Genomic DNA, 21,998 nt, shown 5'->3' with positions numbered 1-21,998 from the left:
GAGGGGCCGGACGACGCGGCCGCGCGCACGCGGTCGGCGCAACGGCCGTGCGGTCGGAGCCGCGTCCGCGCGGTCGGAGCCACGGCCATGCGGTCGGAGCCACGGCCATGCGGTCGGAGCCGCGTCCGCGCGGTCGGTGCCGCGGTTGTGCGGGCGGAGCCGCAGAAACGCCCGCGGGCATACCCATAAACGCGATCCGCTCACAGAAACGCGTGCTGCACGTGTTTCCGTGAGCGAATCGCGTTTATGCGCGAGCGCCGAGCACGCGCTTGGCAGAACGCGCCGCGAAACCGCCCCGCCGAGAATCGCGGCGGTCAGATCCCGCGAGCGCCGGTGTCGAGGAACCGCGCGACCGCGGGAGGCACGTACGGCGACACGTCGCCTCCAAGACCGGCGACCTGGCGCACCAGAGAACTCGACACGAGCGCGTGCGAGGGATCGGGCAGCAGGAAGACCGTCTCGACGTGCGCGAGATCCCGGTTCACGATCGCCATCGGCGTCTCGTAGGCCACGTCGACCTGCGATCGGATGCCTTTGACCAGCACCTTCGCGCCGACCTCGGTCGCGTAGTCGACGAGGAGCCCCATGCTCCACGCCGCAACGACCACGTCGCCGTCGACACCCGCCTCGGCGATCGACTGCTCGAGCAGCGACTGGCGCTGGGCGATCGGCAGCATCGCTTCTTTGCCGGGATTGTGCACCACGAGGACGTGCAGCTGGTCGAAGAGACCGGCCGCTCGGCGGATCACGTCGAGATGTCCCAGCGTGGGCGGGTCGAACGAGCCGGGAACAACGGCGATCCGGGGGTCCATGCCGCCAGCCTACCGACGGCTGCTCGTTCAGGACTTCGCGAGCGCCGCACGTTCTTCGACACCGAGACGACGCTCGAGCGCAGCCGCCAGCCCCGGATGCCGTTGCAGCGCCGGATCGTCGGCGAGAAGCTGCTCGCCCTCGGCGCGCGCCTCGGTGATGAGGTCGGCGTCGGTGACGACACGCAGCAGGCGGAGGGACGAACGCACGCCCGACTGGGCACCGCCGAGCACGTCGCCCTCGCCGCGCAGTTCGAGGTCGACCTCGGCCAGCGCGAAGCCGTCGAGCGTCGCCGCCACCGCGTCGACCCGCGCGCGCGACGAGGTGCCCGGCGCCGCCTCGGTGACGAGCAGGCAGAGGCCCGGGAGGCCGCCACGACCGACACGACCGCGCAGCTGGTGAAGCTGCGAGACGCCGAAACGGTCGGCCTCGAGGATGACCATCGTCGACGCGTTGGGCACGTCGACACCGACCTCGATGACCGTGGTGGCGACGAGCACGTCGATGTCGCCGCGCGCGAACGCCTGCATCACGGCATCCTTCTCATCGGACGGCATCTTGCCGTGCAGGATCTCGACCCGGATGTCGGCGAAAGCCGGCAGGCGCGACAGCAGGGCCTCGACCTGGACGACGCCCCACCGCGTTCGATTGGTCTCGTTCGGAGCGGCGGTCGCGGCACCGTCGGGCGCACCGTCGGGCGCATCGGCCGGCTCGTCGGTCTTCTCGTCGGCCGTGAGCTGCTCGGCGTCGATCGCGGCACAGACGACGAAGGCCTGGCGTCCCTGCGCGACCTCCTCGGCCACGCGATCCCACACGCGCGCGAACCAGCTCGGCTTCTCAGCGAGGGGCGCGACGAACGATTGGATGCCGGCACGCCCGGCCGGCATCGTCCGGATCGTCGAGACGTCGAGATCGCCGAACACCGTCATCGCCACGGTGCGCGGAATCGGCGTCGCCGTCAGCACCAGGGTGTGCGGAGAATCGCCCTTCGCGCGAAGGGCCTCTCGCTGGTCGACGCCGAAGCGGTGCTGCTCGTCGACCACGACGAACCCGAGGTCGGCGAACGTCGTCGTGGAGCTCAGGAGGGCGTGGGTACCGACGACGATCTGTGCCTGACCGGATGCGACGCGCAGCGCGGCCTTGCGCCGCTCCGCAGCGGGAAGCTGACCGGTGAGCAGGGTCGGCATGAGTTCGGGGGCGAGTTCGGGGCCGAGCATCCGCGCGATCGAGCGCAGGTGCTGTGCCGCGAGCACTTCGGTCGGGGCGATCAGGGCCGACTGCCCGCCCGACTCGGCGACCTGCAACATGGCGCGCAGGGCCACGAGGGTCTTGCCCGAGCCGACCTCGCCCTGCACGAGACGGTTCATGGGCCAGTCGCCCACCATGTCGGACTGGATCTGGGCACCCACGCTCTGCTGATCGGGGGTGAGCTCGAACGGCAGGATGCGGTCGAAACGTTCGAGGAGCCCGCCGGGATGCGCGGGGCGCTTCGTCGCCGAGAGCGCGCGAACGAACTGGCGCTGCTGCAGCAACGCCGTCTGCAGCACGAACGCCTCCTGCATCCGCAGCGTCGCCACGGCGGGCGGGATGTCGTCGTCGTTTTCGGGACGGTGGATCTGCTCGAGGGCGGCGCGAGCCGGGAGCAGACCGCGCCGCGCGCGAAGGTCGGCGGGGAGGGGATCGTCGATGTCGCCGAGCGAGTCGAGGACGAGCGAGATCGTCTTCTGCACGAGGGGACTCGGAACGGTCGCCGTGGCCGGGTAGATCGGGATCGGACGCTTCGCGCTGACCTCGGCCTCGGCCCGTGCCTCGGCGATGTCGTCGAACAGCTCGTAGTCGGGATTCGTCAACTGCGTCTGCCGACGATACTCGCCGACCTTGCCCGAGAAGATCCCCCGGCGGCCCGGCGTGAGGTCTTTGAGCCGCCACGGCTGGTTGAAGAACGTCAGCGACAGGCGGCCGTCGCCGTCGCTGATCACCACTTCGAGGAGCGACCCCCGGCGATTCTGCATGCGCCGCTCGCTCGCGCTCACCACCTCGGCCACGATCGTGACCGGTTCGCCCAGGGGCAGGGTCGAGATGGGGGTCAGCTCACCGCGCCGCGCGTACCGCCGAGGGTAGTGCTCGAGGAGCTCGCCGACGGTCTTCACGCCGAAGGCGCGGTCGAACGCCGCTGCCGTCTTGCCGCCGATCGCTCCGTCGAGACGGGAGGCGAGCGACAGACCGGGCATACGTCGAGTCTAGGGATGACCACCGACGTTGAGACTGATAGTGCTTCGTTCGGGTCTGACTCAGCCACCGACTGACTTTGTGTCTTTGTAATGATCGGTCGGCTCGGGCGAGGTGTTCTTCAGAGGACTGGCCAGGCAGGCATGACCTCATAGGAGCCTGGCCAGAGGCCCCCTCAACGTCTTGTCTGCCCGCCTGACCGGTCTTCGCGATCCCGCTAAGGAAGGCAAGACCATCATGACAAACGTGACCCTCGAAGTCGTTGGGGGTGTCGACACGCACGCGGACACCCACCACGCGGCCGTCGTTGACACGGCCGGTCGGCAACTCGCGGACCGGCAGTTCCCGACCACCGAGGCCGGATACGTCGCGCTGATCGGTTTCCTCGTCTCGTTCGGGACGCTCCTGCGCGTGGGGGTGGAAGGCACCGGGTCCTACGGGGCGGGGCTTGCCCGTGCTCTGCGAGCCCACCACATCCATGTCGCGGAGGTGATCCGCCCGAACCGGCAGCTGCGTCGGATCAGAGGCAAGTCTGACCCGATCGACGCCTACGCCGCAGCCAGGGCAGCGTTGGCCGAACCCGATCTCCCGGTTCCGAAGGTCGCGGACGGGCAGGTCGAAGCGATCCGGCAGTTGCTGGTCGCCCGTCGCAGCGCGGTCAAGGCCCGCACCGCCGCGCAGGTCCAGATCAAAACACTCCTGGTCACCGCCCCCACCCCTGTCCGCGCGAAATACCGCACCCTGACAGACACAGCCTTGATCAGCGCCCTGTCCCGCACCCGCAGCAGCGAGGACACCACCACCGACGCGACCCTGCGCGCGTTGCGGTCCCTCGCCCGCCGCCACCAGTACCTCACCGGAGAGATCGCGGACCTCGACCAGACGCTGGAACAGCTCGTTACCGCCACCAACCCCGCCCTGGCCGCCACCAAAGGCATCGGCCCGGTCACCGCCGGTCAATTGCTCGTCACCGCGGGCGACAATCCCGAGCGTCTGCGCAGTGAAGCCGCGTTCGCCGCCCTCTGCGGCGTCAGCCCCATCCCTGCATCCAGCGGCAAAACCACCCGTCACCGCCTCAACCGCGGCGGCGACCGACACGCGAACGCCGCCCTGCACCACATCGCCCTGTCCCGGATGTCTTACGAACCTCGCACCCGCGATTACGTCGCCAAGAAACGCGGCGACGGCAAGACCACCAAGGAAGCCCTCCGATGCCTCAAACGCGCCATCGCCCGTGAGATCTTCACCCTCCTCACCAGCAACGTCGATGTCCCCCGAATCGACGACCTCCGCCCCCTCCGACAAGCCCGCGGCATCAGCATCGAAACCGCCGCACACCACTTCGGCGTATGGCCCATGAAAATCTCCACCATCGAACGCGGCAAACGCCGCGACGACGACTTCACCCACACCTACCGCCAATGGCTCCTCACCACTTGACAACCCATAGGAGCATCATCGTCGGCGGCTCCCGGTTGGCTCGGGCGCGCGACCGTAGGCTGGGAGGGTGACGCGCATCATCTCCGGCCGTGCCGGCGGAACCGTGCTCGAGGTCCCCGCGAAGGGTACGCGCCCCACGAGCGACCGCGTGCGCGAGTCGCTCTTCGCGGCCCTCGAATCCGCCGACCTCCTCCGTGAAGCACGCGTCGCCGACCTGTACGCCGGCTCCGGAGCGCTCGGGCTCGAGAGCCTCAGCCGCGGGGCCGCCTCAGCCGATCTCGTCGAGCTGTCCGCTCCCGCCGCCGCCGTGATCCGCAAGAACGCGGATCGGCTGCGAACTGCGGGCGTGGAGGCCCCCGTGCGGGTGCACCGCGCGAACGTCACGACCTACCTCTCGGCATCCGGCGCCGAGTGGGACCTCGTGTTCATCGACCCGCCGTACGACGTGAGCGACGAGGAGCTCACCCGCGTGCTGCTCGCCCTCGCGCCACGGCTGAGCCCGGACGCGGCCGTCATCGTCGAGCGCGCGAAGCGCTCCCCCGCGCCGGACTGGGCCGCCGCCGGGCTCGAGCCCGAGCGGGAGCGCACCTACGGCGACACGACGATGTGGTGGGGTCGACCGACCGCCTGAAGACGCGGGCCGTCACCCGCGGCCGGCATCCCAATCGCGGTAGGGGTCCCAGCCCGTGCGCCCTGTCCACGGCGACCCGTCCACCGTGATCGAGCGTTCTCCGCGTGCCTCGACCGTTCCCACTCGGCGCCCGAGCGGAGCGGTCTCCGCGGGGAACGTCACGAGGAACCCGTGGTCCTCTCCCCCGCCGAGAGCGAGTGCGGGGTCGTCGCCCAGGGCTGCGGAGTCGAACGCGATGGTCACATCCGACGCGTCCGCCAGCCGAGTCGCGTCGAGGGCGAGACCGTCGGAGATGTCCATCATGGCGGTGGCGCCCGCGTCCGCGGCGCGCAGCGCGTCCGCGATCGGCGGTCGGGGGGCGAGCTGGCGTGACAGCGCGTGCGCGTCCGCCGCCGTGAGGCTCGCGCGCGCCTCGGGCGTGACGACCACGGGGGTGCCATCGGCATCCGTGAACCGGCGGAAGAGCAGTTCGATGCCCTTCGCAGCCGGTCCGAGTTCGCCGATGACGTAGACGCCGTCGCCGACCCGCGCGCCCGAGCGGCGCACGGGAACGCGTCCGTCGAGCGAGCCGAGTGCCGTGACCGCGATCGTCAGGGTGTCCGAGACCGTGAGGTCGCCGCCCTCGACAGCGCAATCGGGCGCGAGCTCGGCGCAGGCGTCGGCGAGCCCCTCGGCGAAGCCATGGACGAACGACACCGGAGTCGCGTCGGGCATCGCGAGGGCCACGAGAAGAGCGATCGGCCGCGCACCCATCGCGGCGACGTCGGCGAGGTTCACGGCGGCCGCTTTGAAGCCGAGATCGTGCGCCGACGACCACGCGAGCCGGAAGTCGGGGCCGTGCACCAGCGTGTCGGTCGTCGCGACCACACGACCGTCCGGGACGGCCAGCACCGCCGCGTCATCGCCCGGCCCGACCGGTGCCGTCGACGGGGGAAGGCGATCCAGGATGCCGCGGAGGATCTGCCCCTCGGACAGCTCTCCCACGGTGATCTTACGGCTGGTCTCGGCGTCGGTCACTCCCCCACGCTATTAGCCTGGAGGGGTGCCCCGCTCTTCACGGACCCTCGCGTTGCTCGCCGCCCTCACGCTCCTGCCGGGGCTCGCGGCCTGCAGCACGAACGTCGCGATGGAGCCCGCGAAGCTCGCGAACGACCCGGCCTGTGCCAACGTCGAAGCGCGTCTGCCCAAGACGATCTCGGGACAGGAGCGGCGATGGACCGACGCGCAGTCGACCGCGGCGTGGGGGAATCCGGCATCCATTCTCATGACCTGCGGTCTCGAGGCCCCCGCGCCGACGACGCTGCCGTGCCGGACGTCGGACGGAGTGGACTGGATCGTCGACGAGTCCCGGGCGTCCGAGAACAAGTACACGCTCACCACGTATGGCCGCGAGCCCGCGGTGCAGGTGTTCCTGGATCAGGACGTCGCGAGCAGCGGCGACGTGGCCCAGGCCCTCGGCCCGCTCATCCGCGACAATCTCCCCGCGACCGGGGCGAAGTGCACGTCGCTCTCCGACGCGACGCCCGCCCCCACCCCGACCCCGTAGCCACCCGCGCCCGCCCGCGGACGTCAGGCCTTCTCGAGCGCCGCGTCCAGCAGGTCGCTGATCAGGTCGGGGTAGCTCAAGCCGGAAGCGATCCAGCACGTCGGGAACATCGAGATCGGGGTGAACCCGGGCATGGTGTTCACCTCGTTCACGAAGAACTCCGTGCCGGTGTAGAAGAAGTCGACGCGCGCCAGGCCCTGGCCGCCGATGGCCTCGAACGCCTGTGCGGCGATGCGCTGCATCTCGGCGAGCTCGCCGTCCCGCAGGTCCGCGGGGCAGACCAGATCGACGCCCGGCGCGTCGAGGTACTTCGCCTCGAAGTCGTAGAACTCCCGGCCCGTGACCACGATTTCCCCCGCCACCGACACCCGCACGGGTCCCCCGTCACGCCCGGGCAGGACGCCGCACTCGAGTTCGCGCCCGACGATCGCCTGCTCCACGAGCACCAGGCCGTCCTCGGCGAAGGCGGTGTCGAGGGCGGCATCCAGGTCTTCCCACCGCGACACCTTGGTCACACCGACGCTGGAGCCCGCCTCGTTGGGCTTCACGAAGACGGGCAGGTCGAGGGCGCGCATGCGGCGCTCCCACATCTGCCGGTCGCGAGCGAGGTCGGCGCGCGTCACAGCCACCCAGGGCACGACCGGCACGTGCGCGGCCCGCAGCACCTGCTTGGTCACGTGCTTGTTCATGCCGATCGCCGACATGAGCACGCCGCCGCCCGCGTACGGGATGTCGAGCAGTTCGAGAAGGCCCTGCACCGTTCCGTCTTCGCCGAAGCGACCGTGCAGGATCGGCAGCACGACGTCGACGTTCCCGAGCGATCGGGTGCCATCGGCATCCGTCACCGTCCACTCCCTCGACAGCGTCGAGTCGGGCAGCCGCACCCGCGTGCCGTTGTCGATGACCTCGGGCAGCGCCTCGGGAATGAGGGCGAACTTCGCCGGGTCGTCGTCTTCGAGCACGAAGGCCCCGTCGCGGGTGATACCGACCGGGATCACCCGGAAGCGGTTACGATCAATCGCGCGAAGCACCCCGCCCGCCGTGGCGGAACTGATCGAATGCTCGCTGGAGCGCCCGCCGAAGAGCACCACCACCACCGGTTTGGTCATTTCGCGTCCTCTCGCCCTGCGGCTGGTCGTCGTCGGTCGTCAGGTGGGGCGCGATGTCCCGCGGGTCCATGGTGCCGTCGAGCACCATCTTCACCTGCTGCACGATGGGCATGTCGACACCGACCTGCTTCGCGAGCTGAAGAACGGGAGCGACGGATGCCAGACCCTCGGCGGTCTGCTGCATCTGAGCGACCACTTCTTTGTATCCGTAGCCCTGGCCGAGCAGACGCCCCGCCGTGTTGTTGCGGCTGAGCGGCGACTGGCACGTCGCGATGAGGTCGCCGAGGCCCGCGAGGCCTTGCAGCGTCTCGGGCTGGGCGCCCTGAGCGACCGCGAAGTCGGTCATCTCGACGAGCCCGCGCGTGATGATCGAGGCCTTCGTGTTCTCGCCGTACCCGACGCCGTCGACGATGCCGATCGCCACCGCGATGAGGTTCTTCAGGACACCGCCGAACTCGGTGCCGATGACGTCGGTGTTCACGAACGACCGGAAGTAGCGGTTGCGTGCGCGTCGAGCGACCGCCTCGGCCGTTTCGGGGCTCAGCGAGCTGATGACGGCCGCGGTCGGCTGCTCCCGCGCGATCTCGAGCGCGAGATTGGGTCCGGATGCCACGGCGATGCGCGCCGGGTCGCACCCGAGCACCTGCTCAATGACCTGGCTCATCCGCAGGCCGGACGACTTCTCGACGCCCTTCATGAGCGAGACGATCGGCACGTCGGTGTGCTCGACGAATGGCTTGATCGCGGCGAGGTTCTCGCGCAGCGACTGGCTCGGCACCGAGAGGTAGATCTGCTCGGCACCGCGGATCGCCTCGGCCAGGTCGGTGGTCGCCGTCATCGTGCGCGGCAGGTTGATGCCGGAGAGATAACGACTATTGCGCTTGGATTCGGTGATCTCCGCCGCCAGCTCGGGACGGCGCGCCCACATGACGACGGACGCCCCGCCGTCGGCGAGGATCTTCCCGAACGTCGTGCCCCAGCTTCCGGCGCCGATGACGGCGACCTTGGGACCGGCGACGGGCGAGACGTTCTTACGACTCAAGGCGCCCCGTCTCATTCTGTCCGTGCTGCGACGGGTTCCACCGCTCCGCAGGAGCCGGAACACCTCGGATGCCGGAGAGCATCTGCGAAATGCGTCCCATGAGCGCGTCGGTCGCGCTCGTGAGCACGGCGGGCGAGGTGGAGCCCGCGTACTCCGACAGATCCATCGCGGGACCGAGTTCCACGATCACGTGCGAGCGGCGAGGGAATTTGAGCTTGCCGTAGCGCGGAAGGATCTGCTGAACACCCCACTGCGCCATGGGGATGAGCGGAAGGTCGCCGGCGAGGGCGAGCCGGACGGCGCCCGTCTTGCCGCGCATCGGCCACAGGTCGGGATCGCGCGTGAGCGTCCCCTCGGCGTAGACGATGACGCCGCGCCCGTCTTCCGCGATCTGCTGCGCGGCCTTCATGGACTGGTTCGCGCTCGCCGAGGCGCGCGGGACGGGAACCATGCCCGTCGCGCGCAGCGCAGCGCCGAGAACAGGGACCTTGAAGAGGCTTTCCTTCGCCATGAACCGGGGCGCGCGGCCGAGCCGCCAGACCGCCACCGCCACGATGAGCGGATCGAACTCCGAGTTGTGGTTCGGGGCGAGGACGTACGCTCCCTCCCGCGGGAGGTTCTCGCCGCCGCGGATCTCGATACGGGCGAACAGCCCCACCGCGGGGACCACGATCGCGGCGAGCGGCCAGAAGGCGCTCGGCCGACTCTTCTCGGGGGTGGCGGCCACGGCCTCAGCCCACGACGGAGAAGTCGGCGTCGAGAGCGGTCAGCTTCTCGAGGAACTTCTCGTACCCGCGGCGGATGATGCCGATGTTGCGCACCGTCGACTCCCCCTCGGCCGCCAGCGCGGCGATGACGTAGCTGTAGCCGCCACGCAGATCGGGAACCTCGACGTCGGCACCGTGCAGCGGCGTCGGTCCGTTGATGACGGCGGCCTGCTCGAGGTCGCGGCGCGGAACACGACGGTCGGGGCTCGCGATGCCCTTCGGGTGCACGACGATGTCGGCACCCATCTTGTTCAGCGCCGCGGTGAAGCCGAGACGGTTCTCGTACACGGTCTCGTGGACCGTCGAGGTGCCCGGCGCCTGGGTGAGCGCCACGATGAGGGGCTGCTGCCAGTCGGTCATGAAGCCGGGGTGGACGTCGGTCTCGACCATGACGGGCTTGAGCGCCTCGCCGCGACGGAACAGGATGCCGTCTTCGCGCACGTCGAACCAGCCGCCGGCCTTGCGGAAGACGTTGAGGAACGTGAGCATGTCCTGCTGGCGAGCGCCCTTGGCGAAGATCTCGCCGTCGGTGGCGAGGGCCGCACAGGCCCACGATGCCGCTTCGTTGCGGTCGAAGATCGCACGGTGGTCGTAACCGACGAGCTTGTCGACGCCCTCGATGAAGATGACGCGGTTGGGCTCGTAAGAGATGATCGCGCCCATCTTCTGCAGCACCGCGATGAGATCCATGATCTCGGGCTCGATGGCGGCGTTGCGCAGCTCGGTCACGCCCTTCGCGCGGACCGCGGTCAGGAGCACCTGCTCCGTCGCGCCGACGCTCGGGTACGGGAGCGTGATGTTCGCGCCGTGCAGGCCGTTGGGGGCCGTGATGCGGATGCCCTCGTAGCTCTTGTCGACCACGGCGCCGAAAGCACGGAGCGCGTCCATGTGGAAGTTGATCGGACGGTCGCCGATGCGGCATCCGCCCAGGTCAGGGATGAGCGCCTCGCCCAGAAGGTGCAGCAGTGGCCCGCAGAACAGAATCGGGATGCGCGAAGCGCCGGCATGCGCGTCGATCTCCTCGAAGTGCGCGGCGACCGCGCCCGAGGGGTCGAGGTGGAGGGTTCCCTCTTCCTCACCCTCGGTCACGGTGACGCCGTGCACCTCGAGGAGCGAACGCACGACCTTCACATCGCTGATCATGGGGACGTCGCGGAGCGTGCTGGTGGTGTCGCCGAGGAGGGCGGCCACCATCGCCTTGGTGACGAGGTTCTTCGCCCCCTTGACCTCGACGGTTCCCCGCAGCGGACGACCGCCTCGGATCGTGAGGGTCTCTGCCGCCTCCCAATCCGGCTGCCCGATGGGGTGCTCTCCGGTGTCGCTGACGAGTGTGCTCATAGGGGGGGTGGACCTCACTTCGTGGACGAGGGGCGGCGAATCGACCCGATCGGGTCGATCGGGCTCAGCGGACCGGAAGGGTCCGCGGCCGCCATGCCTCGCGGCGCGCCTCGAACTGCGTGATCTTGTCTTCGTCACGCAGCGTGAGCCCGATGTCGTCGAGCCCTTCGAGAAGCCGCCACCTAGTGTAATCGTCGATGTCGAACGAGACCTGGAGGTCACCGACCGTGGCGGTCTTGGCCTGCAGATCGACGGTCATCTCGATGCCGGGGTTCGCCTCGAGGACGGCCCAGATCTGCTCGACCTCGTCCTCCGTGATCACGCCCGTGACCAGGCCCTGCTTGCCCGAATTGCCGCGGAAGATGTCGGCGAACTTCGGGCTCAGGACCACCTGGAAGCCGTAGTCGCGCAGCGCCCACACCGCGTGTTCGCGGCTGGACCCGGTACCGAAGTCCGGACCTGCGACGAGAATGGATGCCGAGCGGTAGGCATCCTGATTCAGGATGAACTCCGGATCCTGGCGCCAGTTCGCGAACAGTGCGTCGTCGAAGCCCGTCTTGGTGACCCGCTTGAGGAAGACGGCGGGGATGATCTGATCCGTGTCGACCGCGGACCGCTTCAAAGGCGCGGCGACACCGGTGTGCGTCGTGAACTTCTCCATGTCAGGCCTCCGCCCCGGTCGAAACGATGTCCGCGGGGAGCGGCTCCAGGTCGGCGGGGCTCGACAGCGTGCCGCGCACCGCCGTGGCCGCGGCGACCAGCGGCGACACGAGGTGCGTACGCCCGCCCTTGCCCTGCCGCCCCTCGAAGTTGCGGTTCGAGGTGGAAGCGCAGCGCTCCCCCGGCGCCAGCTGATCAGGGTTCATGCCCAGGCACATCGAGCAGCCGGCGAAACGCCACTCGGCGCCGAAGTCGGTGAACACCTTGTCGAGGCCCTCGGCCTCGGCCTCCAGGCGCACGCGCGCCGAGCCCGGGACGACCATGACGCGGACGTTCTCGGCCTTGGTGCGCCCCTGGATGACGGAGGCGAAGGCACGGAGGTCTTCGATGCGGCTGTTGGTGCACGAGCCCATGAAGACGGCATCCACGGGGATGTCCTTCATCGGGGTGCCGGCCTCGAGGTCCATGTACTCGAGCGCCCGCTCGGCGGCGGCGCGCTCATTGGGGTCGATGATGTCGGCAGGAGTGGGCACGACGTCGGACAGCGAGACGCCCTGGCCGGGGTTGGTGCCCCAGGTGACGAAGGGCTCGAGCTCGTTCGCGTCGAGGAAGACCTCGGCGTCGTAGACGGCACCCTCGTCGCTCGGGAGCGTGCGCCAGTAGGCGACGGCGTCGTCCCAGTCCTGCCCCTGCGGGGCGTGCGGCTTGTCTTTCACGTAGGCGAAGGTCGTCTCGTCGGGGGCGATCATGCCGGCGCGGGCGCCGGCTTCGATCGACATGTTGCACATCGTCATGCGCCCCTCCATCGAGAGGGAGCGGATCGCGCTGCCGCGGAACTCGAGGACGTAGCCCTGGCCGCCGTTGGCACCGATCTTGGCGATGATCGCCAGGATGATGTCCTTCGCCGTCACGCCGGGCTTCAGTTCGCCCTCGACCGTGATCGCCATCGTCTTGAAGGGCTTCAGCGGCAGGGTCTGCGTCGCGAGCACGTGCTCGACCTCGCTGGTGCCGATGCCGAACGCCATCGCGCCGAACGCACCGTGGGTCGAGGTGTGCGAGTCTCCGCAGACGACCGTGATGCCCGGCATCGTCAGGCCCAGCTGCGGCCCCACGACGTGGACGATGCCCTGCTCCTTGTCGCCGAGCGAGTGGATGCGGACGCCGAACTCGTCGGCGTTGCGGCGCAGCGTCTCGATCTGGGTGCGGCTGGTGAGGTCGGCGATCGGCTTGTCGATGTCGAGCGTCGGAGTGTTGTGGTCTTCCGTCGCGATCGTGAGGTCGAGACGGCGGACGGGGCGCCCCTCGGCGCGCAGGCCGTCGAACGCCTGGGGGCTCGTGACCTCGTGCACCAGGTGCAGGTCGATGTAGATGAGGTCGGGCTGACCGTTCTCGCCCTTCACGACGAGGTGGTCGTCCCAGACCTTCTCGGCCAGGGTGCGAGGGTTCTCGGGAATCGTGCTCATGGTTTGCGTTTCTCCTCGGGAGGGGTGTGAGGCCCGCGACGAACTCCGCGACGAGAAAGGCCTAGAACAAGGTCTCGTCGCGGCCGCTAAGGAGGAGGCCGACGATCCGCACCTCGTCACGATACCACCGGCCTTCACCCGTCTCGCCGCTCAGGGCGTGCCGCGCACGTGAGGACGGGCGTAACACGACGCCGCACATTTCGGTGTCGCGGAACACCTCGTGCGAGCCTGGCGGAACGCCGCAGGAAGGAGCGTGCCGCATGGCCGCGAACGCAGAGCCCGGATTCTCAACCCGACAGGTGCACGTGGGTGCCACGACCGTACCCGCCTCGCCGCGCGCTCTGCCGATCTACCTCACCGCCGGCTTCACGTTCACCGACCTCGACGAGTCCGCCGAGCACTTCGGCACCGGCGCGGGATTCGGGTACACGCGCACGGGCAACCCCACCGTGCAGGCCGTGGAGAACCGCCTCGCCTCCCTCGAGGGCGGCGATCAGGCGGTCCTCGTCTCGAGCGGACAAGCCGCCGTCACCGTCGCCCTGCTCGCCCTGGCCGGGGCGGGCGATCACATCGTGGTCTCCGAGCACATCTACGAAGGCACTCGCGGTCTGCTCCTCGACAACCTCGCGCGCCTCGGCATCGAGACGACGTTCGTCGACACCTCCGATCTCGACGCGTGGCGGGATGCCATCACACCGCGAACGAAGGCACTCTTCGCCGAGACCCTCTCCAACGCCCGCAACGACGTGCTCGACATCGCCGCGGTCTCCGCGATCGGGCGGGAACGCGGCATCCCGCTCGTCGTCGACAGCACCTTCACGACCCCGTACCTCCTGCGTCCGATCGAGCACGGCGCGGCGATCGTCGTGCACTCCGCGAGCAAGTTCCTCGCCGGACAGGGAGCCGTGCTCGGGGGCGTGATCGTCGACGACGGACGCTTCGACGCCGCGGCATCCGGTCATCTCTTCCCGCACCTCGTCCACGCCGACCGCCTCGGCGGGGCGAGCTATGCCGAGAAGTACGGCGCCCGTGCACGCGGCGCGTACATCCGCGAGAGCGTGGCCCCGCGCTTCGGGCCCGCGCCGTCGCCACTGAACGCCTTCCTGATCGGGCAGGGCATCGAGACGCTGAGCCTGCGCGTCGAGAGGCAGTCGCAGAACGCTCTGGCGGTCGCACAGTGGCTCGAGAACCGCCCCGAGGTCGAGCGCGTCGATCACGTCGGTCTCGCCTCCCACCCGCATCACGATCTCGGTGCGCGGTACCTCACGCGCGGCACCGGCTCGGTCTTCACCGTGACCCTGCGCGGCGGACTCGAAGCCGCCCGCCATCTCGTGCAGTCCGTGAAGCTCATCACGCACATGACCCACCTCGGCGACGTGCGCTCGCTCGTGCTGCACCCGCAGAGCACCTCGCACTCGGCTCGCACGCTCGAGGAGCGCGAGCGCGCGGGGGTGTTCCCCGGCACGATCCGCCTGTCGATCGGGATCGAGGACATCGCCGACATCCTCGCCGACCTCGAGCAGGCGCTCGTGGGAGTGCCCGTCGCCGAGCGCGAAACGGTCGTCCTGTGAGCCGTTTGCAGCACTTCGGGTGGTTCCTGGCGCGCGGCTTCGGCCCTCACGGCTGGGGCCATCCCTACCTCCGGTGGAATCACCGCTGGACGGAACCGGGTCTGTACCAGGACTCGGCGCGGACTCTCGAGCAGGCGGGCTTCGACCTCCTCATCATCGAGGACGCCCCCTCGCTCGGAAGCGCCGACACGATCGATCTTCGGGTGCGCCACGCCTTCGGTGGACCCAAGCACGATCCGCTGCTGCTCGCACCGTACCTCTTCGCCGCGACCCGGCATCTCGGGGTCGTGCCGACGGTCAACCCGGCCGCATACCTGCCCTATACGGCGGCACGACAGTTCGCGACCCTCCAGCACTTGAGCGGGCACCGTCTCGGACTCAACGTCGTCACCGACACCGGCAGTGCGCGCCACTTCTCCACGGCCCCGCAGCTCGGACACGACGCGGCCTACGACCGGGCCGAGGAGTGGCTCGACGGCATCCGTCAACTGTGGCGGAGCTGGGGCGAGGGCGCGCTCGTCGTCGATGAGGAGTCGGGCGTCTACGCCGACGGGACGAAACTGGATGCCACGCGCCACCGCGGTCAGCACTTCGGCTTCGACGGTCCGCTCAACGCGATCCCCTTCACCGATGGCGAACCGGCGATCGTCTCACCGGGCGGCTCGGGGCGCGGGCTGGCGTTCGCAGGACACAACTCGGACGTGCAGTTGGCGCTCGCCCCGCTGGACGAGGCGAGCATCCGCTCCTACCGCGGACGCATCCACGCCGCGGCGGAGGCAGCGGGGCGCGACGCCGCCGACATCAAGATCCTCTTCGCGATCCAGCCGGTGCTGGTGTCGTCGCCGGAGGAGGCCGACCGTCTGGTCGCGGCATCCGCGAATCCGTCCGAGGAGGCGTTGATCGCGATCGCGCGCAAGCAGTCCAGCGACCTCGAGACGGATCTCACCGGTCTCGACCTCGACAGTCCTCTCGATCGCTCGATCTTCGGCGAGCACGTGTCGGAGGGCAGCATCAAACGACTCGTCGGGAAGCACGACGCCGACGCGCCGCTGCGGACGATCCTGGCTGCGCACGCGCGCCTCGGCCGGCTGAACGACGGTTCCGGGTTCGTGGGGACGGCCGAGGAGTTCGCCGACCGCATCGAGGAGCTGGGCACGTGGGGCAACGACGGCGTCCTGCTGTGGGGGGACCTTCATCCGGTCACCGTCCACCGTCTTCTCGACGATCTCGTGCCGATCCTGCGCCGTCGAGGAATCCTGCGCGAGGAGTACGTCGACGGCGGGCTGCAGGCGAACCTGCGGGCGTTCTAGCGGGCGGATGCCGGGAGTTCGGTGTTCACCCCGTCGCGGCCTCAGGTGGCTGAGCCTGTCGAAGCCACCGGCCCCCGCGGACCCCCGGACCCTTCGACAGGCTCAGGGCCCTCACGCCGCGGCGCTGCACCCCGGCCCCCGCGGAGCCCCGGACCCCTCGACAGGCTCAGGGCCCTCACGCCGCGGCGCTGCACCCCGGCCCTCGCAGACCCCCGGACCCTTCGACAGGCTCAGGCTCCTCGGTCACCGTCCGTCGCGCTCGGGCTGCTCCACCGTCGCCGGCGTCCCTTTCTCACCCGCCACTTCCGCAGCGGCATCCTGAGCCCCGGCGGACGACGACTCACCCCGCGCGGCGACGAGGCTCGCGATCGTCGCCACCGCCATCGACAGGACGATGACGGCGAGGGACACCCAGGTCGAGATCTCGGGAGCCCACTCGATGGGCTCGCCGCCGTTGAGGAACGACAGCTCGTTGACGTGCATCGCGTGGAAGACGAGCTTCACGCCGATGAACGCCAGGATGAACGCGATGCCGTAGTGGAGGTACTTGAGGCGGTCGAGCAGGTCGCCGAGCAGGAAGTACAGCTGACGCAGCCCCATGAGGGCGAAGAGGTTGGCGGTGAAGACGATGAACGGGCTCTGCGTGATGCCGAAGATCGCGGGGATCGAGTCGATCGCGAACAGCAGGTCGGTCACGCCGATCGCGACGAACACGATGATCATGGGCGTGAACAGCTTCTTGCCGTTCACGCGCGTGATGACCTTCTTGCCGTCGTAGGAGTCGCTCATCGGCAGGACGCGCCGGAGCGTCCGCACGATCAGATTCTCTTTCTGCGTGTCGTCGTCGTGGTCGTCGCCCGGGAAGGCCTGGCGGATCGCGGTGTACACGAGGAACGCGCCGAACAGGTAGAAGATCGGGCTGAAGTTCTCGATGATGGTCGCGCCGACCAGGATGAACGCCCCACGCAGGATGAGCGCGATGATGATGCCCACCATCAGCACCTCCTGCTGATAGCGCCGGGGCACCGCGAACTGCCCCATGATCAGCACGAAGACGAACAGGTTGTCGATCGAGAGGCTGTACTCGGTCAGCCAGCCGGCGACGAACTGCCCCGCGACCTCTCCCCCGGCGACGATCCACAGCACTCCGGCGAAGATGAGCGCGAGCGTGACGTAGAACACGACCCACAGGGTCGATTCCTTCGCCGCGGGGATGTGAGGGCGCTTGAGGATGATCAGCAGATCCGCGACCAGGATCAGCACGAGCACCACGAGGGTGATCGTCTGGAAGAGCGGGTCCAGCTGCAGCTCCATCGCGGGCCTTTCTCGGGGGGAAACGCTCTAGTTTATCGGCCGTCCCCTGCGCAGCGGGCGGCTTGTGCACGTAGTGCTCATTGCGTGCGTATCTCCGTGAGACGATCGCGCGCGCCCGAACACCTCTCAGTGAGAGAGTGCTCGCAGAGCCGCTCCCGACGAGAAGTGGATGCCGATGACCGACGACGTGATCGACGACAGGGCGCTCGTCGCGCGCGCAGCGGGCGGGTCGGAGATGGCCTTCCGATCGCTGTACCGCGCGTACGTCCGCCCCGTGTACTGGACGGCACTGGGCCTGGTCGGCAATCCCAGCGATGCGGACGACGTCGTGCAGGACACGTTCGTCGTCGCGTGGAAGAAGCTGCCCGGTATGACGCTGGAGGGGACGTCGCTCCTGCCGTGGCTTGCGACGGTCTGTCGCCTCCAGGCGGCGAACCGCCTCCGTGCCCGGGCGCGTCACGGAGCGCACGCCGCCCTCGACCCGGAGATGCCTGCGCGCGTCGACGTCGAGCAGGAGGTCGTCGACGCGGAAACGGTGCGTGCGATCCTCGCCGAGGTCGACGGCCTCGGCGAGGTGGATCGCGAGATCTTCCGTCTGTGCGCCGCCGAGGGCTACGGCTACCAGGCTGCGGCAGAGCATCTCGGCGTCACGCACGGCACGGTGCGCAATCGCCTCTCCCGCATCCGGTCCCGGATGCGCGCCACCGCAATGGAGACGGAGACCCCATGAACACCCCCACGCTCCCCCCTCTCGACGACGACCGGATCGAATCAATGGAGAGGGTGATCTTCGCGCGCATCAGCGACTCCGTCCGTACCGATCGCCGGCGGCGTCGCGCCCGGATCGGCGGGTGGACCGCCGCGGCCGCCAGCGTGGTCCTGATCGCGGCCATCGTCGGCCCCGCCGTCATGAACGGCGGCAGTCGCGCTCTGTTCGAGCAGTCCGCCGCGGGTGGGGACGCCCTCACGGAGCAGTACTCCGGGGCCGCGGGTAGTGCCGCCGATGCCCCCTCGCTCGATGGATCGGTCACCGAGGCCGCGCCCGGCGCTCCCACGCGCGAGATCGTCGCGAACGGATCGGCCACGGTCGAGGCGAGCGACGTCGGCGCCGCTGTCACCGGGATCTCGGATGCCGCGACCTCCGTCGGAGGCTACGTCGAATCGTCGCAGGTCGGCGGCGCGTCCGGCGCGGTGCCGTTCGAGGGGCAGGATATGCCGCAGGGCGCGAGCGGTGATCCCTCGACCGCGTGGGTCACCGTCCGCGTCCCCGCCGACAAGCTCACGGGCGTCATGGACGGCCTGTCCGACATCGGGACCGTGACCGCGTCGAGCGTGAACCGAAGCGATGTCACCGATCAGGCGGTCGACCTGCGGGCACGCGTCGCCGCCGCCGAGGCATCCGTCGCTCGACTGACGGAGCTGATGGCACAGGCCGCCTCGGTGAGCGATCTCATCGCGGCCGAGTCGGCTCTCGCCGAGCGCCAGGCGCAGCTGGATGCGGACCGGCAGCAGCTGACGCTCCTGGAGTCCCAGGTGGCGATGTCGTCCCTGTCGGTGCAGGTGCTCCCTCAGGCCTCGACCGTCTCGGCCGATCCCGCCGGCTTCGGCGACGGCCTCGTCGCGGGGTGGAACGGTCTCGTCGCCGCGCTGAACGGCGTCGTGATCGGGCTGGGCTTCCTTCTCCCCTGGCTCGCCGTGGCCGCGGTGATCGGCGCGGTGGTGTGGGGAGTCCGGCGGGCCCGGCGTCGCCGGTCGACCGACGCGGACGTGTGACGCCGGAGTCGGACGCCGCCAACGGATTCGGATGCCAGTGCTCGCGGCATCCGAATCCGATGCACATCTCCGATTCTGCGCATGGCGGGCGCGCACCGCCGAGCGCGCGGAGCCTCCGGGCGGTGGGGCCCAACCCGCTCATGCGGCTCCTCGTCCAGGGTTATAGGCAAGAACGTGTGGATGGGATGGTGATCTAGCCGCGCGATCACGCGGTGAAACGGGGTTGTGCATGGTCCGCGACGCTTAGGCGTGGACCATCCCTCGAATCAGGCGCTCTGCGTGATATGCGGTGCTCGGCTGGTGAAGAACGGTAAGACCGCCGCCGGAACACAGCGATGGCGCTGCCCCGACTGCGGCGCATCATCTGTCCGCTCCCGACGCGACGTGAGCGAGCGGGAGCAGCTGCGCCGGTTCCTGCGCTGGTTGACGGGCAAAACAACGCAAGCGGAAATCGGCGGCGGAACCGGGCGCTCATTTCGTCACGACACCGCCTGGTGCTGGGGTCTGCAGCCCGTGATGCCGGTCACCGGCGAAGTTCACGATGTCGTCCTCGTCGACGGTGTCTGGATCGGCTCCTGGTGCCTTCTCATCGCCCAATCCGACACCGGACGCGTCCTCGCCTGGCAGTGGTGCGCCCGAGAATCCACCGCCGCGTGGACGGCCCTGTTCGAACAGGTCCCGCCCCCGGTCGTCGTCGTCACCGACGGCGGTTCCGGCATCCGCTCCGCCCTAGCCACGACCTGGCCCGACACCGCCGTGCAACGCTGCATCTTCCACCTGCAACTGAACGTCACCCGCGAGCTGACGCGCAATCCCCGCACCCGCGCCGGCCGCGACCTGCGCCAGATCTCCCTCGCGTTGACCGCGGTCCACACCATCGATGACGCCATCTCCTGGCGGCTCACGTTGCAAGCGTGGTGGCAGACCCACGGGCATCTCACCAAAGAACGCACCCTCTACGCGAACGGGCACTTCGGGTTCACCCACTTCAAACTCCGCCGAGCCTGGAATGTCCTTCATCGCGCCGCAGAATCAGGGCACGTGTTCACCACTCTCCAGCACGGAAACCCCCGCACCACTTCACGCCTGGAGGGTTTGAACAGTCAGATCCGCCACCTTCTGCGCCATCACCGGGGCATGCCCACCGAGCACCGCCGCAAAGCCGTCGAGTGGTTCCTGCTGCTGCACGAGGTTCCCCTCGAGCGCGCGCACCGGCACGCCATCACGCCCACCCCGCCGGCCACACCCGACGAGCCCGACGACGACGGACAGCCAGCTCTCTACGACACCGCCGTCACCGCCGAGGAAGGCCTCTGGATCCGAACCGGATGGGCAGGACGGAGCTGACACGCCCGAGCCATCCACACGTTCTTGCCTATAAGCCCTCGTCCAGCCGCGGCACCCGAACAACAAAAAGGCCCCGACCATTCGGTCGGAGCCTTTTTGTCGTTGGTGACCCCAGCGGGATTCTCCCTCCGCCCCCTCCACCCGCCGCTACGCGGCGCGCGGAGCCTCCGGGCGGTGGGGCCCAACCCGCTCATGCGGCTCCTCGTCCAGCCGCGGCACCCGAACAACAAAAAGGCCCCGACCATTCGGTCGGAGCCTTTTTGTCGTTGGTGACCCCAGCGGGATTCGAACCCGCGTTACCGCCGTGAGAGGGCGGCGTACTAGGCCGCTATACGATGGGGCCGCGTCGCAACCGTTCAAGTATGCACCACAAAAACACGCAAGCAAAATCGGGGCGGGATCGCCACGGATCTCGGGCGTGTCCGGCCACCGTACCGCCATCGCACGACAGGGGGAAGAGCTCGTCGAGTATCCCCCGGCGGGCATATCTACTCCGCCACGGTCGTGCGCGCCAGCGGTTGCCGCACCGTCGTGCGAAGAGTTGACTTGCGGCCATGCGAGTAACCAAGCACGAACACGCCGCCCTCGTCCTCACCGAGTCGGGACACACGCTCGTCATCGATCCGGGGAGCTTCACCTCGCCGCTCGAGGGCCTCGACGGACTCGTGGGCATCGTCCTCACCCACGAACACCCGGATCACTGGACGCCTGAGCATCTGACGCGTCTGTTGGAAGCGCACCCCGGCACACCGATCTACGGCCCCGAGGGAGTGAAGCAGGCCGCCGTGGGCTTCGAGATCACGGCCGTGCATCCGGGCGACACCCTCGACCTCGCGCCCTTCCACCTGGAGTTCTTCGGCGGGAAGCACGCCGTCATCCACGAGTCCATCCCGGTCATCGACAATGTCGGCGTCCTGGTGAACGATGCGCTCTACTACCCCGGCGATTCGTACACCGTCCCGAAGCACAAGAAGGTCGCTCTGCTCGCGGCCCCCGTGGGCGCCCCCTGGTTGAAGATCGGCGACGCGATCGACTTCGTCCTCGACGTCAAGCCCGAGCGCGTCTTCGCCACGCACGACATGACCCTCTCTGCCGCCGGGAAGCAGATGGGCGATGGGCGATTGACCTGGGCCGCCGAGCAGAATGGCGGGTCATTCGTCGATCTGAAGCCGGGCGACTCGACCGACGTGTGACGCGGCGTCGTCCCGGACTCCGGAACGGGTGAGGCCCTCGGCGGGTAACGCGTCTCGGGTGCGGCGCTGACCCCGGGCTGGTCCGGAGTCCGGCACACCACGGCCGCCCCGAAACGCCAGAACACCGGATGCCACGAGCCGTCAGGCCCGTGGCATCCGGTGTTCTGCGTGAAGTGTTTACTGCGCGTCGAGGTCGGTCTCGAGGAGAGCGACGAGCTCGTCGAGGGCCTGCTCGGCACCCTCACCCTCGGCCTTGAGCGTCACTACCGTGCCGTGACCGGCGCCGAGGCCCATGAGTGAGAGGATGCTGCCAGCGTTGAGGTCGGCGCCGCCGTTCGCTGCGATCGTGACGGGGATCTTCTTCTCCTGCACGGCCTGCACGAAGAGCTTCGCGGGACGGGCGTGGAGGCCCGAGGCGCTGGCGATGGTGGCCTGACGTTCTGCCATGGTGAATC

At 69.1% G+C, this 21,998-nt stretch carries 20 protein-coding genes and 1 tRNA gene; 9 read left to right on the top strand and 12 right to left on the bottom strand.

Annotated elements, in window-relative coordinates:
* Positions 1-314: 314 nt before the first annotated feature.
* Positions 315-812 carry a pantetheine-phosphate adenylyltransferase gene (coaD, locus tag QE388_RS14650; RefSeq protein WP_275801507.1) on the bottom strand — a complete coding sequence of 166 codons (498 nt, stop codon included), beginning with the start codon at positions 810-812 and terminating at the stop codon, positions 315-317.
* A gap of 27 nt (positions 813-839) precedes the next feature.
* Positions 840-3,041 (bottom strand): ATP-dependent DNA helicase RecG, encoded by a 2,202-nt coding sequence (locus QE388_RS14645; RefSeq protein ID WP_307386039.1) that lies wholly within the window; start codon positions 3,039-3,041, stop codon positions 840-842.
* Positions 3,042-3,276: 235 nt separating this feature from the next.
* Here QE388_RS14645 and QE388_RS14640 point away from each other — a divergent pair, with 235 nt between their 5' ends.
* Complete coding sequence (locus QE388_RS14640; RefSeq protein WP_307387155.1) at positions 3,277-4,479, top strand: IS110 family transposase; 1,203 nt, start codon at positions 3,277-3,279, stop codon at positions 4,477-4,479.
* 67 nt (positions 4,480-4,546) lie between these two features.
* On the top strand, positions 4,547-5,110 hold the full coding sequence (gene rsmD / locus QE388_RS14635; protein ID WP_275800770.1) for a 16S rRNA (guanine(966)-N(2))-methyltransferase RsmD: 564 nt from the start codon (positions 4,547-4,549) through the stop codon (positions 5,108-5,110).
* 12 nt (positions 5,111-5,122) lie between these two features.
* Here rsmD and thiL read toward each other — a convergent pair whose 3' ends face one another.
* On the bottom strand, positions 5,123-6,127 hold the full coding sequence (gene thiL, locus QE388_RS14630) for a thiamine-phosphate kinase (protein WP_307386037.1): 1,005 nt from the start codon (positions 6,125-6,127) through the stop codon (positions 5,123-5,125).
* Between the two features lie 25 nt (positions 6,128-6,152).
* Between thiL and QE388_RS14625 the strand changes: the two genes are divergently transcribed.
* Entirely contained in the window at positions 6,153-6,656 is a 504-nt protein-coding gene (locus QE388_RS14625; RefSeq protein WP_307386035.1) for a DUF3515 family protein, read from the top strand.
* A gap of 23 nt (positions 6,657-6,679) precedes the next feature.
* Here QE388_RS14625 and QE388_RS14620 read toward each other — a convergent pair whose 3' ends face one another.
* From QE388_RS14620 to leuC, 6 genes are all read right to left on the bottom strand, one after another.
* Positions 6,680-7,765 carry a D-alanine--D-alanine ligase family protein gene (locus QE388_RS14620; protein ID WP_307386033.1) on the bottom strand — a complete coding sequence of 362 codons (1,086 nt, stop codon included), beginning with the start codon at positions 7,763-7,765 and terminating at the stop codon, positions 6,680-6,682.
* On the bottom strand, positions 7,671-8,822 hold the full coding sequence (locus QE388_RS14615; protein WP_373426626.1) for an NAD(P)H-dependent glycerol-3-phosphate dehydrogenase: 1,152 nt from the start codon (positions 8,820-8,822) through the stop codon (positions 7,671-7,673). The genes QE388_RS14620 and QE388_RS14615 overlap by 95 nt, the downstream gene beginning before the upstream one ends.
* Positions 8,797-9,534: a 1-acyl-sn-glycerol-3-phosphate acyltransferase gene (locus QE388_RS14610; RefSeq protein WP_307386029.1), complete on the bottom strand. Its 738-nt coding sequence runs from the start codon at positions 9,532-9,534 to the stop codon at positions 8,797-8,799. Before QE388_RS14610 ends, QE388_RS14615 begins: the two co-directional genes overlap by 26 nt.
* Positions 9,535-9,538: 4 nt before the next feature.
* Positions 9,539-10,912, bottom strand: a complete 1,374-nt coding sequence (gene murA, locus QE388_RS14605) for a UDP-N-acetylglucosamine 1-carboxyvinyltransferase (protein WP_275800764.1) — start codon at positions 10,910-10,912, stop codon at positions 9,539-9,541.
* 64 nt (positions 10,913-10,976) lie between these two features.
* On the bottom strand, positions 10,977-11,573 hold the full coding sequence (leuD, locus tag QE388_RS14600; RefSeq protein ID WP_058595867.1) for a 3-isopropylmalate dehydratase small subunit: 597 nt from the start codon (positions 11,571-11,573) through the stop codon (positions 10,977-10,979).
* Position 11,574: 1 nt separating this feature from the next.
* Positions 11,575-13,035, bottom strand: a complete 1,461-nt coding sequence (gene leuC / locus QE388_RS14595) for a 3-isopropylmalate dehydratase large subunit (protein WP_307386026.1) — start codon at positions 13,033-13,035, stop codon at positions 11,575-11,577.
* A 260-nt stretch (positions 13,036-13,295) separates the two neighbouring features.
* On the opposite strand from leuC, the gene QE388_RS14590 reads away from it, so the two are divergent.
* Both QE388_RS14590 and QE388_RS14585 read left to right on the top strand, forming a co-directional pair.
* The gene (locus QE388_RS14590; protein ID WP_307386025.1) at positions 13,296-14,606 is read left to right on the top strand and encodes an O-acetylhomoserine aminocarboxypropyltransferase/cysteine synthase family protein; all 1,311 of its coding nucleotides are present in this window, start codon (positions 13,296-13,298) and stop codon (positions 14,604-14,606) included.
* Positions 14,603-15,916: an LLM class flavin-dependent oxidoreductase gene (locus QE388_RS14585; RefSeq protein WP_275800761.1), complete on the top strand. Its 1,314-nt coding sequence runs from the start codon at positions 14,603-14,605 to the stop codon at positions 15,914-15,916. Before QE388_RS14590 ends, QE388_RS14585 begins: the two co-directional genes overlap by 4 nt.
* A gap of 243 nt (positions 15,917-16,159) precedes the next feature.
* On the opposite strand, the gene QE388_RS14580 is transcribed toward QE388_RS14585, so the two are convergent.
* Positions 16,160-17,230, bottom strand: a complete 1,071-nt coding sequence (locus QE388_RS14580) for a TerC family protein (RefSeq protein WP_307386023.1) — start codon at positions 17,228-17,230, stop codon at positions 16,160-16,162.
* 175 nt (positions 17,231-17,405) lie between these two features.
* On the opposite strand from QE388_RS14580, the gene QE388_RS14575 reads away from it, so the two are divergent.
* The 3 genes from QE388_RS14575 to QE388_RS14565 all read left to right on the top strand — a co-directional run bounded on the left by QE388_RS14575 (position 17,406) and on the right by QE388_RS14565 (position 20,350).
* Entirely contained in the window at positions 17,406-17,960 is a 555-nt protein-coding gene (locus QE388_RS14575; RefSeq protein WP_307386021.1) for an RNA polymerase sigma factor, read from the top strand.
* The gene (locus tag QE388_RS14570) at positions 17,957-19,003 is read left to right on the top strand and encodes a DUF4349 domain-containing protein (RefSeq protein WP_307386018.1); all 1,047 of its coding nucleotides are present in this window, start codon (positions 17,957-17,959) and stop codon (positions 19,001-19,003) included. The genes QE388_RS14575 and QE388_RS14570 overlap by 4 nt, the downstream gene beginning before the upstream one ends.
* 225 nt (positions 19,004-19,228) lie before the next feature.
* Positions 19,229-20,350: an IS1249 family transposase gene (locus tag QE388_RS14565; RefSeq protein WP_307386016.1), complete on the top strand. Its 1,122-nt coding sequence runs from the start codon at positions 19,229-19,231 to the stop codon at positions 20,348-20,350.
* Between the two features lie 267 nt (positions 20,351-20,617).
* Here QE388_RS14565 and QE388_RS14560 read toward each other — a convergent pair.
* A tRNA-Glu gene (locus QE388_RS14560) sits at positions 20,618-20,693 on the bottom strand.
* A gap of 211 nt (positions 20,694-20,904) precedes the next feature.
* On the opposite strand from QE388_RS14560, the gene QE388_RS14555 reads away from it, so the two are divergent.
* The gene (locus QE388_RS14555) at positions 20,905-21,543 is read left to right on the top strand and encodes an MBL fold metallo-hydrolase (protein ID WP_307386014.1); all 639 of its coding nucleotides are present in this window, start codon (positions 20,905-20,907) and stop codon (positions 21,541-21,543) included.
* Positions 21,544-21,720: 177 nt separating this feature from the next.
* Here the strand turns inward: QE388_RS14555 and QE388_RS14550 are convergent, their stop codons facing one another.
* Entirely contained in the window at positions 21,721-21,990 is a 270-nt protein-coding gene (locus QE388_RS14550; protein ID WP_058595874.1) for an HPr family phosphocarrier protein, read from the bottom strand.
* Positions 21,991-21,998: the final 8 nt, after the last annotated feature.

This window comes from Microbacterium sp. SORGH_AS_0969, from assembly GCF_030818255.1.
GTDB lineage: Bacteria > Actinomycetota > Actinomycetes > Actinomycetales > Microbacteriaceae > Microbacterium.
The sequence above is the reverse complement of the archived record's forward strand: the minus strand, read 5'-3'. Positions and strand labels throughout refer to the sequence as shown.